Genomic DNA, 12,198 nt, shown 5'->3' on the forward strand with positions numbered 1-12,198 from the left:
ATTTTCGCGGAGTATCGGAAAGGAGCGATACCCCCAATGCCTCTCACGGAGATTCAGGCCCGAAATTCCAAGCCACGCGAGCGCGCCTACAAGATGGCCGACGGGGAGGGCTTATTCCTGTTCGTACAGCCGAACGGGTCAAAGTTATGGCGGATGAAGTACCGCTTCGCGGGCAAGGAGAAGTTGCTCTCGTTCGGCGCTTACCCAGATCTCGGGATAGCTGCCGCGCGCGACAAACGCACAGCCGCAAAGGCGTTGCTAGCCGAGGGCAAGGATCCAATGAAATCCAAGGGAGAAGTGATCTCGCAGGAAGGAGCCACCTTCTTCGAGGTCGCAAAGCGCTGGCATGAAAATCGAAAGAGCGCGTTGAATGCCGCGCACGCCGAACGCGTCTGGTCGCGCATGGAAAGGGACGTCTTTCCAGTCATCGGCGAGAAACTCGTGAATGAAATCACGGCACCCGACGTCCTGGCAATGATCCGCAAGATCGAAGCAAGAGGCGCGCTCGATATCAGCCGGCGTGCGAAACAAGGGGTGGGGCAAGTCTTCCAGTTCGCAATCGCGTGTGGTCTGGCCTCGAACGATCCGACGACGCATTTGCGCGGGGCTCTAAAGCCGCGACCAAGAGTGAAGCATATGAGCCGGCTGCCGCTCAGCGAGTTGCCCGCATTCATCGAGAAGCTGCATGCCTACCAGGAAGAGGGCGAACGACGGTCCGCGATCACCCGTGACGCAGTTCTCTTTGCGCTCCTGACTTGGGTTCGAACCAAGGAACTGCGTTTCGCCGCCAAATCCGAGTTTGAAGACGTGGGCGGAAAATCACCTGTCTGGAGGATACCAGCCGAGCGAATGAAGATGGGACGAGAGCATTTGGTACCCCTCTCGCAGCAGGCAACGCACATAGCGAAATCCATGATAGCAGCAGCGCCTGGCGAGTTTCTCTTCCCGGGCAACGGCCCGAACAAGCCGCTCTCAGAGAACACAATGATCTACGCGCTCTATCGCCTCGGATACCACAGTCGCCAAACCGTACACGGCTTCCGGGGCTTGGCGAGCACTTGGGCCAATGAGCAGTTGGTCGAGTTCGGTAAGCCGCCCATGTGGATCAGGAAATACCATGAGGATTGGGTCGAACTACAACTCGCGCATTCGGAGAAAAACGACGTGCGTGGAGCTTACAATGCCGCTGAATACCTGGCTCCTCGGCGCCGGATGATGCAGGACTGGGCTGACTATCTGAGCGGCGGGAAGGTGATCGACATCAAGAAGGCAGGGAAGCGCGCAGCCTGATAACTATGGCTTCGATCAGACCGGTCCAATCCAGTCTGCGCGCAAACGATCTCGACCTGCGACAATCCCCTCGACAATCACCGCTGATCCGACGAATTCGCATTCGGGTTCTTCGCTCTCGATGATCCAGACGACGTCGTCTGTCGTGGTCAGGAACATCCCGCGTCTACCGCGGCTTAAAATTCCCGAGACGCGTATTCGACCCGCGCTCACAACACCCCCCGTTCAAAAACGCCAATGGCGCAGCACTTCACGCACATAGGCCGGCGTCTCGCCATTGCGAGGAATACCGCCTGCGCGCTCGACGGCACCTGGACCTGCGTTGTAGGCAGCGAGGGCCAGATGAACCACTCCGAACTTGTCCAGCATCTGGCGTAGGTATCGGGCCGCACCCAAGATGTTCTCCTTGGGATCGAAGCGATTTGAAACGCCAAGGTCCCGCGCTGTCCCTGGCATCAATTGCCCCAAGCCTGCGGCCCCGGCCTTGCTGATGGCCATCGGATTATATCGTGATTCCGTCCATACAAGAGCGTCGAGAAGGCCGCTTGGTAGCGAGTATTGAGCCTCAGCAGCGTAAACATGAGGAAGGTAGCTTGCCCGACGGAAGCCCGATGGCGCGTTGCCTTGGGGCTTTGGATAGCGATAGGGCAGATAGGTTCGACCCGCATCGGTAGCCGGCGGCTCGGACGAGGCCGTTGGAGGCTTTCTCCAAATGCCGTGTTCGACGAGAAGGAAGCCATCGGTTCCTTCTGCAACGCGGAAGCCATCGGTCGTCAACTCCGAGGCAACGGTTATCTGAGTGGGCTCAAGTTCCTGCGCGTGAGCGGGGAGGACCGACCCAAATCCTGTCGTTGCCGCTGCAACTACTGCCCATTTCAGTCTCATTCCCGAATCCTTTGGTGGTCGAATCGGGAAAGAACATATATAGAACATGTGATGTAGGAAAATGAAACGTCAGCGACGCAGAGCGGAGGCTGCGCGGGTGGAGGCACGTTACGATGGAGATGCCCCCATGCACCAACACCGATCATCCCAATTCCAAGGTCTGCAACTGGAAACCCGCGCGCGCAAGATAGTCGAGCAGCTGGGCGGTGCCTGGTCGCGTTCGCGCGGAATGTGCTGCTGCCCGGCCCACGACGACCGCACTCCTTCGCTAAGCATCACGCTCGGAAAGCGCGCAATTCTTGTTCATTGCTTTGCAGGCTGCACGAACGAGGCGGTGATAGAAGCCATGGCCGGGCTCGGAATACGAATTGCGGATCTGTTCGACGGCACGAGTGGTCCGATCGTGGCCGAACCGCGCGAGGAAGTCGCCAATCGCAATGCGCTGAGGCTCTGGCGTGAGGCGTCGACCATCGCTGGCAGCCCCGCCGAAAAGTACCTCGTGTCCAGAGGCATCACGACTGCTTCGCCGGAGCTGCGTTTCCACCCGCGCATGCCTCTGGGGCCAAAGGGTGCTGTCCGGTTTCTACCCGCGATGGTGGCGACCGTGCGCAATGATGCCGGAATTCTCGCGCTGCATCGCTCCTTCCTCGACCTCGACAAAACCAGCTTGGCTTCTTTCGATCAGCCCAGGCGTGCGTTAGGCAGCCCCGGTTCTGGGGCGGTGCGTTTCGCGCACCCGGATGAGGGACGTCTTGGCCTCGCAGAAGGAAACGAAACGGCCCTCTCAGCGATGCAAATGTTCAAGGTTCCCTGCTGGGCGACGCTAGGAAACGAACGCTTCGGCTTGGCCACAATCCCGGAATCGGTGCACCAGCTATATCTGTTTGTCGACAATGATGCGGGCGGGCGCCTTGCTGAAGAGCGTGCGCGAGAGGCCTACGCTTGCAAAGGGCGGCTGATTGTCACCAGGCGTCCGGAGCTAACCGGCGACGACTGGAATGATGTGCTCATGCGCTCAGTCCGAGCTGCGGTCTGAATGTCGGTGAGAGGAAAGCGGGCTTGGGGCCTTGTGAGGCCCCCGGGCGGATCCATCCGAACGGACACCCGGACAAACCCAGGGCCACTTCAGGAGGTCTCTCATGTCACACGCAAATACCGCTTTCGCATTCTCCGATCCCGCCGAGCCGCAAGTGCTGGCTGCGGCGAGGGCGCTGGCCGCGCGGCTCGCTGCAGATCAAGCAATTTCACGGGTCACTGTGAATGCAACGATGGCCGATCACTTCGGCGGTAGCGACGCCGAAGGACGCTGGTCCGTACGCGATGCCCATGCCGCACTTGAATTGGCGCAGGTGCTGTTCCTGGCGCAGGCAACTGAATTCTCACCTGCAATGTCATCCAGCTTTGCCGATGAGGCTTTCACGCGCCTTGAAGGTCTGGTCCCGACCCAGTCCAACCGGAGCGACGAGCAGATCGAGTGGCAACAATTCGCAACGCCGCCCCGTCTGGCCTGGATGGCTGCAATGGCATGCGCGATTTCTGCCGCTGAACTGGTTCTCGAACCGTCGGCCGGGACCGGGATGCTGGGCGTATGGGCAGCAAAGGCAGCTGCGCGTCTCGCTCTCAACGAGATATCGCCGCTGCGCCGCGAATGCTTGGGCACTGTGTTTCCGGAGGCGACAGTCACGGGATTTGACGGGGAACTGATCGACGAACTTCTCACGCCCGACGTGGGTCCGAGCGTGGTGCTGATGAACCCGCCCTATTCACACGGTATCGAGAGGGGCCACGATAGCCGCACTGGCGACCGGCACCTACGTTCTGCCTGGAAGCGCCTTATGCCCGGTGGCCGCCTGGTCTCTGTGATGCCCGAATGGTTCGAGCTTCCGAAGTTCCTCGCCGGGATCGCTGGTCCCCTCTCGTTGCGCCTCAACGCGACGATTGAGCGCGGTTTCATCAAGCAGGGCACCTCAATCTCAACCCGGCTCGTGGTTCTCGACAAAGCTGAGGATGGTACCAGCCCGATCATCGCCCAGCCGGCAAACTTTGCCGAGCTTCATCTGCTGATCGATATGCTCCCTGACCGGGTAAGCCTGCCCGCGGGACCCAGCATCGGCATCAAGCCAGCATTGCCGCTTCGACTGGTGACGAACAGGGCGAAACCAGTTCCACTTAAGGTCCATCCAACCGCTGCGGTGCCGTCGATCCTGCCGCTTGATTTTACTCCGCTCGAAGCACCTGCGCCGATCGAAAGCCAGGTTGGGCATTATTTGCCCTACCGGCCGAGCCGGATCTCAATTGCAGATGCTGTCCCGCATCCGACCCCCCTGGTCGAATCCGTTGCGATGGGTTCGATAACCGCACCCGTGCCCGAAGTGGTGCCTCAGCTTCCGTCGAACCTCATTGCTGGGGGCGTCCTATCCGCTGCGCAGGCCGAGACCCTGATCTATGCCGCAAGCGCGCATGCCCGCGATCTGCCGGGACGGTTTGAGCCCGACGACAAGGGCTGCGCCTTGAAGGCGAGCGCCGAGGGGCACGCCTACCGCATGGGCTACTTTCTTGGTGACGGAACTGGTGCAGGGAAAGGACGGCAGGTCGCTTCCGTCATCCTCGACCGATGGGTGAGGGGCGAACGGCGCCACATCTGGATTTCCAAGAACGAAGCTTTGCTCGAAGATGCCCGCCGCGACTGGAGCGCGCTCGGCGGCCTTCCCATCGACGTCCAGCCCCTTGGCCAATGGAAGCTCGGTGTCCCGATCGGGATGCGCGAGGGCATACTCTTCGTGACTTATCCAACACTGCGTTCGGGTCGAAGCGACGCGACCCGGCTCGATCAGATTCTCGAATGGGCAGGGGAGGACTTCGACGGGCTCATCGTCTTTGACGAAGCCCATGCGATGGCCAACGCCGCTGGCGGGGAAGGATCACGTGGTAAGGTCAAAGGATCGGAACAGGGCATTGCCGGTGTTCGCATCCAGAATCTGCTGCCGCGCGCCCGCGTGCTCTACGCTTCGGCGACCGGGGCATCCGACGTCAATAATCTCGCCTATGCCACCCGTCTTGGCCTTTGGGGTCCCGAGACGGCTTTTGCCAATCGCGAAGCCTTCGTCGCAGATATTCGCGATGGCGGTATCGCTGCAATGGAACTGGTCGCGCGCGATCTGAAGTCACTGGGGCTGTATGCGGCGAGGGCCCTTTCATTCGCCGGAGTTGAGTACGAGATTCTCGAGCATTGCCTGACCCCCGACCAGGTAACGGTTTATGACGCTTATGCAGACGCTTGGGCAATCATACATGCCAACCTGCGCGAGGCACTCGAGGCAACCCGGATCGTCGACACTGATAGTGGCGAAACCCTCAATTCAGGTGCCAAATCGGCTGCGTTTTCGGTGTTTGAAGGCACCAAGCAGCGCTTCTTCGCGCAGCTCCTTCTATCCATGAAGCTGCCGAGCCTGCTGCCTGCGATTGATACGGCACTTGCCGACGGCAACGCTGTTGTAGTGCAACTCGTCTCGACCGCCGAAGCCATGCTCAACCGCCGCCTCGCTGATCTCTCCGATGCGGAACGTGAAGCACTCGAAATCGATCTCTCCCCTCGCGAATACGTGGTCGATTACCTCACCAAAAGCTTTCCGGTTCGGTTGATGGCGGTGTTCACGGACGAGAATGGCAATGCCCGGTCCGAACCGATGAGTGATGAGAATGGTGCTCCTGTTCTCTGTCGTTCGGCGCTTGCCGCGCGCGACCGCATGATCGAGCAGCTCTGTGCCTTGCCGCCGATCGCGACGGCGCTCGATGCGATCATCGAACGGTTCGGTGTCGATCAGGTCGCTGAAGTCACCGGCCGTACTCGCCGCCTGATCGTCGGGCGCGATGGACGCCAGATGCTCCAGTCGCGCTCTCCGCGCGCCAATGTCGCCGAAACGCGAGATTTTATGGACGGGACAAAGCGGATTCTGGTTTTCTCTGATGCCGGTGGCACCGGCCGCAGTTATCATGCCGACCTTGCGGCAAAGAACCAGATGCGCCGGGTCCACTTCCTGCTTGAGCCGGGCTGGCGGGCCGATGCCGCAATTCAGGGCCTTGGCCGTACCAACCGCACCAATCAGGCGTCGGCCCCGCTGTTCCGCCCGGTGACCACCGACGTGCGTGGCGAACGTCGGTTTATATCGACCATCGCACGTCGGCTCGACAGTCTCGGGGCACTGACCCGAGGGCAGCGCCAGACAGGTGGGCAGAACCTCTTCGATCCTGCTGACAATCTCGAGAGCACCTACGCCAAGGAAGCGCTCCATCGCTGGTTCGGCCTGTTGTTCGCAGGCAAGCTGGAAGCCGTTACGCTTTCTCGGTTTGAGGAATTGAGCGGGCTCAGGGTCGAAGGGCCCGACGGCGGGATGGTCGATGACCTGCCAACAATCCAGCGCTGGCTCAATCGCATCCTCGCGTTGCCGATTGCTTTGCAAAACGGCATATTTGACGAGTTTCTCGGCCTCGTCGAAGCGCGGATCGATGCAGCACGCCAGGCCGGCACGCTCGACATTGGGGTCGAGACCATTGCGGTGGAGCATTACGAGGTGCTGACCGATACGCTACTGCGCACCGATCCGCTGTCGGGCGCGACTACGCATCTCCTGGAACTCGAGATCGCCCGCGCGCTCAAGCCTTTGCGTCTCGAACGCCTCGAGGAGCTCTACGGCTTTTCACGCGCGCGTCAGCAGCTTCTGCGTAATACGCGCTCAGGCCGGATCGGGCTGCTTATCCCAGCGCGCAGCCTGCTCACAGACGAAGGTATGCGGGTGGCCCGTTTCGAGCTTGTCCGCCCCTTGAAACACGGACACATCACTGCCGATCAACTCGAAGAGAGCAACTGGGAACCGGTGGACCCAACCGAATTTCAGCGCCTGTGGCAGGCGGAGGTCGATGACGCCGCATCAAATCACAAGCGCGAGCGACTGCATCTTGCAACCGGCCTGCTGCTTCCGGTGTGGGACAAACTACCTTCCGACTATGTTCGGGTCAGCCGGATCTCGGCGCGAGACGGACGCTCGCTGTTAGGTCGGGAGGTTCCGCTTCATTGCGTGCCCGAACTGTGCCAAGCGCTTGGGCTCGAAGACGAACATGCCTTTTCGGCAGAGCAAATCGTCGATGCGGTGCTCGGCACAGGGCGACCGATGCAAATCAAAAGTCGCGAAGCGCTTACGCTCAAGCGCAGCCTCGTGAATGGCGCGCAGCGGCTCGAACTGGCTGGTTGGTCCGCGTCGCGCCTCGACTGGTACAAGGCACATGGGTGCTTCACCGAGATAATACGCTATCAGACGCGACTCTTCGTCCCGACGACGAACGCTATGGCGGTCTTGGCGCGGCTTGCAGGCCAAATTTGACGTATCTTGCCAAATGGCATTAAAAATGCTATATGCTGCCATATGGAGAATAGTCATGTTGGCTTTGCAACCCGTTGATACCGTCCCCCACGCCTTCCGGCCCGATCCTGTAACCCAACAGGAAGCAGCGGCGATGTTCCGCGCCGTGCTGAATCTGTTTGGGAAATGGGAACTGACCGACGAACAAGCCGCGACTTTGCTCGACATGCCGCTTCGCTCCTATCGCCGGTGGAAGGCTGAGGGTGCAGGCCGTGTCTCGCGCGATGGCGCGGCGCGGCTCTCCAACCTGATGGGTATCCACAAGGCGCTGAGGATCATCTTTTCCGAAGCCCAGCGTGGCTACGCCTGGATCAAGGCAGGTAACGCCGCCTTTGCCGGAGCGAGTGCGCTCGAAGTCATGCTTGGCGGCGAACTGACTGATATCATGCGGGTGCGTCGCTATCTTGATGACGAACGTGGCGCCTGGTGATTGATCCCAAGGCAATTCCGATTGCCCAAGTCGAGTGGAAAGGTGCTGTGCGGATTATCCGCAGTGCCTTTCCACCGATCGACCTGTTCGAAGATATCGCAGACCCCGCAGATTGGCCGCTGCTGATCTCTGCCGAGCAAAAAACCAATCCTCGTATCATGGCGACGATCGGCAATCTCGATCTGGTACCTGCAGACCGTCGGGTAGGGGGCAACGGCGCATCCTATCTGATGGCCCCTTTCACGCATGTCAGCACTGACCGACCAAGTCGATTCACCGATGGGACCTACGGCGTCTTATACGCGGGGGATGCATTTGAAACTGCGCTGTTCGAGACAATCCATCATCATGCCCGCTTCATGGCTCGCACTTCCGAAGCGCCAGGTTGGACCTCGCAGTTCCGTGAGATCATCCTTTCGGTAAGCGCCGATCTTCACGATCTCAGGAGCCTTGCCGCAGGCGATCCCGCACTTGATCCCGACAACTATGCTGCATCGCAAGCTCTCGCTGTTGAGCTCAAAGGGGGCGGGGCCGAAGGTCTTGTCTATCCGAGCATCCGGCATCCGGGTGGTGAATGTGTCGGCTTGTTCTACCCGGACTGTGCATCCGACCCCACTCAGGGACGTCACCTCGACTACCACTGGGACGGAATGGGTGTCGATCTGGTTCGAGATGCGGGTACAGGGGCGGTGTTTCGGGTGGTCGGTTCTGCTTGAGCGAAAGATCCACGGCGCGCAGGCCAAAAGGCAATCCAGCTATGAAGCGACATCCGCCCAACTCAATTTCAACGAAGTGCCCTTCACCTTAGGCAGGGCTTTGCGGTCGAGCAGCTTGCCCTGCACCTCAAAGTCAGAATCAATCTTCACGATCAGGACCTTGCTAAAGTTGCGCCTGAGATTGAGCGTAATTGTGTCGTTGCTCTTGAAAGGCGTAATCGTCTTCACTTCAACGAAGTGATTGCCAATTTTGCCATCTGATCCTTGTGCGTAATTCCGGTGCAGTTTGAGCCCGTGAGTGATTGCCCCATAGAGTTCGCCGAGATCGCCATACACCTGAAGGTGGCTACCCGTGAGCTCGTAATAGTTCTGCGCAACAGCGAGCAAGTCTTGAAAGATCGGAACCAGATCGACGTCGAGGTTCGGAAACCGGGCTTCGAACTCCAAACGCGCCAGATGTGTGTTGATCTCAGTCCAGGTAATCCATTCACCATCATCGTAAATGGCGCTGTCTTCGTTCCACATGTCTGTTGGGCCGTGCATCATACTGGCGTGACATGCCATCTTACCAGTAAATGACTGGTTTCCTTATCAACGACTGCGCCCATAGAAGAGGAAAGGAAGCTTGCTTCTGACTGAGCCGAAGAAGCGTCGATGGTCGATGCTTGAGCTCACAATCAGGAGTATTTCCCATGATCAAGTCGATCCCGCTGACCAAGTTGGTCCAGTCCCCACGCAATGTGCGCCGTCATGGCGACCCAGCTGCGGACGTCGAATTGAAGGCGAGCATTGCAGCCCATGGCTTGTTGCAGAACCTCATCGTTCGGCCTGCTGCTCGTGGAAAATTCGAGGTCGAAGCCGGAGAGCGCCGCCGATGCGCCTTGCTGGCGCTAGCCGAAGAGAAGGTCTTGCCGAAAGGCCACGAGGTTACCTGCCTCGTGCTTGAGGACGATGCGGAAATCGCAGTCGAAACGAGCCTGGCCGAAAACTTCCATCGCCTCGCGATGAACCCAGCCGACGAAGCGCAGGCGTTCGCTGCCCTTATTGATGCCGGTGCCTCGACGGAAGATGTCGCGCGCCGCTTCGGGCTGACGGTCCGCTTCGTCGAAGGCCGTCTGCGTCTCGCGACCCTCGCGCCTGTCGTTTTCGATGCTCTGGCATCCGGTGAAATCACTCTCGATCTCGCCAAAGCTTTCGGCGCGACCTCCGACCAGGAAATTCAGGCTCGCGTCTATGAACAGGCGTCCTCGGGCTATTATGCGCCCAGCGCCGACAGCATCCGGCGCATGGTGCTCTCTGGCACGGTTCGCGGCAGCGACGCTCGGGCCCGTCTTGTCGGGCGCGATGCCTATATCGCTTCAGGTGGCCGGATCGAACGCGAACTATTCGACGACGATGACAGCGAGTCCTGGGTTGATGTCGCGCTTCTCGAAACCCTCGCCTCGGAGGAGATGGAAAAGCGCGCCAAGTCGCTCGCAGCAGAGCAAGGTCTTGCCTGGGTCAAGCCGACGCTTGACGCTTATGCCAGTCATGATCTTGTGGAAGGCCTCATTCGCCTTCCGGCCGAACCGGCTCCGTTGACTGACGCCGAACTGGCTCGCCTTGACGAACTCGATGCTTCCTATGACGAGCATGCGGCCATTCTCGAGGATGAAGACAGCGCCGAAGAAGCAATTGCCGCGGCCGAGGCGACGATCGAAGCGATCGAGCGCGAATGCCAGGAAATTCGGGCAAAGCCCCCGGAGCTGGCACCCGAACTGAAGGCCGATGCCGGAATGATCCTCGTTCTCTCGCGCGACGGCACACCGGTTCTCCAGCCGGTGTTCTACGGCGAGCGCGATATCGAAGTCGTCGGTGACGAGGATGTCGTCGAAGTCGTTCCGAGTGTCGGCAGTGATGGCAAACGCCGTGCAGCGCTTTCCAAGCGTCTGGTCGACGAACTTGCGATGCAACGTCGTGACGTGCTCGCGCTCCACGTGGCATCGGATCCCGGCCTTTCGCTCGACATTATGGTCTTCACCCTCGCGGATGCCGACACCCACGACTGGCGGTCACGCGCGGCCACGACCCTGCGTGGCGGCGTCCCCGCGGGTCCGATTGTCGGGTTCGAAGCAAAGGATGCGCCGGCAAGCGCATCCCTTGCGGACCTGCGCTCGGGTCTCGATGAGAGCTGGCGATCTGGCGAAGACGCTTCGTCGCGCTTCAAGATGTTTCGGGCACTCGCCGATGAAAGTCGCGCAGCATGGCTCGGCTTCGTCGTCGCTCGCACACTCGAGGCGAGCCTCAACATGGCAGGCGAACGTCAGATCACGTTCCAGGATCATCTGGGCAGCACGATCGGCATCGACATGGCGCAATGGTGGCGTCCGACCGCGGCAAACTACTTCGACCGCGTCTCGAAGCAGGTCATCCTTGATGCGCTCACCGATGTCGGCGGCCTGGAACTGTCCTCGCGCTTCGCATCGGTGAAAAAGGGCGATCTTGCGATGAGCGCCGAGCGCGTCTTCGCGGGGACCTACATCACCGAAGTCGAAGTTCGGGAAAGGGCGCTCGCCTGGGTGCCCGAAGTCATGCGCTTTGCCGACCAGCCGGAAATTCCTGCCGATAGCGAAGCGCAATGTCCCGACGCGGATTTCGTCGCCAACGACGACAATCAGCCCCCGAGCGAGGTGGCCGCCTGACCTCCTCCTGACAGGAACGGCTGCTCGCCACCGTGAAGCGGTCCTCCGGCACATGCCGGGGGGCCGCTTCCTTCATGGAAAGAGAGCGGAGGGGGCTCCGGGATCTCCGGCACTGATCGACGGAACTGTCGTCAGGCCATTTCAGGAGATCCAACATGGCCTATCGCAAGGGACAAAGCGGCGGAGTGTCGCCTGCTACCCGTATCACCCAGGAAATCATCGCACGCCTCGAGTCCGGCACGAAGCCGTGGATCAAGCCATGGCGCGGTTTGCCAGTCTCGCGTCCATTGCGGGCGTGCGGCATCCCTTATCGCGGCATGAATGTATTCTGGCTCTGGATGGTTGCCGACATGTGCGGTTACGCCTCGCCGTTCTGGATGACCTACAATCAGGCCAAAGAACTGGGCGCACAGGTGCGCAAGGGTGAAAAATCCACCATCGCCATCTTCTACAAGAGCTACACCAAGAAAGTCGAAGCCCCCGACACCGGCGAAAAAACCGACGAAAGTCGTCGCGTGTTGAAGGCCTATCCGGTTTTCAATGCTGATCAGGTCGAAGGTCTGCCCGAGCGTTTCCATCCCGCCGCGACGCTTGAGGTGGTGGAGCCCGAGGGCCGTCAGGCTGAACTCGACTCATTCTTTGCCCGTATTCCGGCCGTGCTGCGGCATCAGGGCGACGAAGCCTATTATGAGCCAGTGGCTGACCGGGTGACAATGCCGCCTGCGCATCTCTTCTCGGGCTTCGACCACTATTACGCGACGCTCGCGCACGAGCTGTCG

The 12,198-nt window shown here is 60.1% G+C and carries 10 protein-coding genes; 7 read left to right on the forward strand and 3 right to left on the reverse strand.

Features of this window, described 5'->3' with window-relative positions:
• Positions 1-36: 36 nt before the first annotated feature.
• Positions 37-1,290, forward strand: coding sequence for a tyrosine-type recombinase/integrase (locus tag STE01S_RS18415; RefSeq protein WP_062770534.1), 1,254 nt, complete (start codon positions 37-39; stop codon positions 1,288-1,290).
• Positions 1,291-1,305: 15 nt separating this feature from the next.
• Here the strand turns inward: STE01S_RS18415 and STE01S_RS20580 are convergent, their stop codons facing one another.
• Together STE01S_RS20580 and STE01S_RS19875 are read right to left on the reverse strand one after the other, a co-directional pair.
• Positions 1,306-1,503 carry a DUF5818 domain-containing protein gene (locus tag STE01S_RS20580; protein ID WP_255266021.1) on the reverse strand — a complete coding sequence of 66 codons (198 nt, stop codon included), beginning with the start codon at positions 1,501-1,503 and terminating at the stop codon, positions 1,306-1,308.
• Between the two features lie 12 nt (positions 1,504-1,515).
• The gene (locus STE01S_RS19875) at positions 1,516-2,175 is read right to left on the reverse strand and encodes a lytic transglycosylase domain-containing protein (RefSeq protein WP_082813426.1); all 660 of its coding nucleotides are present in this window, start codon (positions 2,173-2,175) and stop codon (positions 1,516-1,518) included.
• A 127-nt stretch (positions 2,176-2,302) separates the two neighbouring features.
• Here STE01S_RS19875 and STE01S_RS18420 point away from each other — a divergent pair, with 127 nt between their 5' ends.
• The 4 genes from STE01S_RS18420 (at position 2,303) to STE01S_RS19880 (ending at position 8,738) form a co-directional block, all read left to right on the forward strand.
• A complete protein-coding gene (locus STE01S_RS18420) occupies positions 2,303-3,211 on the forward strand; it encodes a DUF7146 domain-containing protein (RefSeq protein ID WP_062770558.1) in 909 nt (302 codons plus the stop codon).
• 103 nt (positions 3,212-3,314) lie between these two features.
• A complete protein-coding gene (locus STE01S_RS18425; RefSeq protein WP_062770537.1) occupies positions 3,315-7,553 on the forward strand; it encodes a strawberry notch family protein in 4,239 nt (1,412 codons plus the stop codon).
• A gap of 55 nt (positions 7,554-7,608) precedes the next feature.
• Entirely contained in the window at positions 7,609-8,022 is a 414-nt protein-coding gene (locus STE01S_RS18430; protein WP_062770540.1) for an MbcA/ParS/Xre antitoxin family protein, read from the forward strand.
• Positions 8,019-8,738 (forward strand): RES family NAD+ phosphorylase, encoded by a 720-nt coding sequence (locus STE01S_RS19880; protein WP_082813427.1) that lies wholly within the window; start codon positions 8,019-8,021, stop codon positions 8,736-8,738. The genes STE01S_RS18430 and STE01S_RS19880 overlap by 4 nt, the downstream gene beginning before the upstream one ends.
• Positions 8,739-8,777: 39 nt before the next feature.
• On the opposite strand, the gene STE01S_RS18440 is transcribed toward STE01S_RS19880, so the two are convergent.
• On the reverse strand, positions 8,778-9,263 hold the full coding sequence (locus STE01S_RS18440) for a hypothetical protein (protein ID WP_082813429.1): 486 nt from the start codon (positions 9,261-9,263) through the stop codon (positions 8,778-8,780).
• Between the two features lie 167 nt (positions 9,264-9,430).
• Here STE01S_RS18440 and STE01S_RS18445 point away from each other — a divergent pair, with 167 nt between their 5' ends.
• Both STE01S_RS18445 and STE01S_RS18450 read left to right on the forward strand, forming a co-directional pair.
• Positions 9,431-11,419 (forward strand): ParB/RepB/Spo0J family partition protein, encoded by a 1,989-nt coding sequence (locus STE01S_RS18445; RefSeq protein WP_062770546.1) that lies wholly within the window; start codon positions 9,431-9,433, stop codon positions 11,417-11,419.
• A gap of 155 nt (positions 11,420-11,574) precedes the next feature.
• Positions 11,575-12,198, forward strand: a 624-nt coding sequence (locus STE01S_RS18450; RefSeq protein WP_062770565.1) for an ArdC family protein, incomplete at its 3' end; no start/stop codon positions are given.

The sequence above is a fragment of the Sphingopyxis terrae subsp. terrae NBRC 15098 genome, assembly GCF_001598815.1.
In the GTDB taxonomy this organism is placed as follows: domain Bacteria; phylum Pseudomonadota; class Alphaproteobacteria; order Sphingomonadales; family Sphingomonadaceae; genus Sphingopyxis; species Sphingopyxis terrae.

What these genes read in the sequence shown, in the direction of transcription:
- STE01S_RS18445 (WP_062770546.1), top strand. Translation starts at nt 9,431, where the DNA reads ATGATCAAGTCGATCCCGCTGACCAAGTTGGTCCAGTCCCCACGCAAT.
- STE01S_RS18420 (WP_062770558.1), top strand. Translation starts at nt 2,303, where the DNA reads ATGCACCAACACCGATCATCCCAATTCCAAGGTCTGCAACTGGAAACC.
- STE01S_RS18415 (WP_062770534.1), top strand. Translation starts at nt 37, where the DNA reads ATGCCTCTCACGGAGATTCAGGCCCGAAATTCCAAGCCACGCGAGCGC.
- STE01S_RS19875 (WP_082813426.1), bottom strand. Translation starts at nt 2,175, where the DNA reads ATGAGACTGAAATGGGCAGTAGTTGCAGCGGCAACGACAGGATTTGGG.
- STE01S_RS18440 (WP_082813429.1), bottom strand. Translation starts at nt 9,263, where the DNA reads ATGTGGAACGAAGACAGCGCCATTTACGATGATGGTGAATGGATTACC.
- STE01S_RS18425 (WP_062770537.1), top strand. Translation starts at nt 3,315, where the DNA reads ATGTCACACGCAAATACCGCTTTCGCATTCTCCGATCCCGCCGAGCCG.
- STE01S_RS18430 (WP_062770540.1), top strand. Translation starts at nt 7,609, where the DNA reads ATGTTGGCTTTGCAACCCGTTGATACCGTCCCCCACGCCTTCCGGCCC.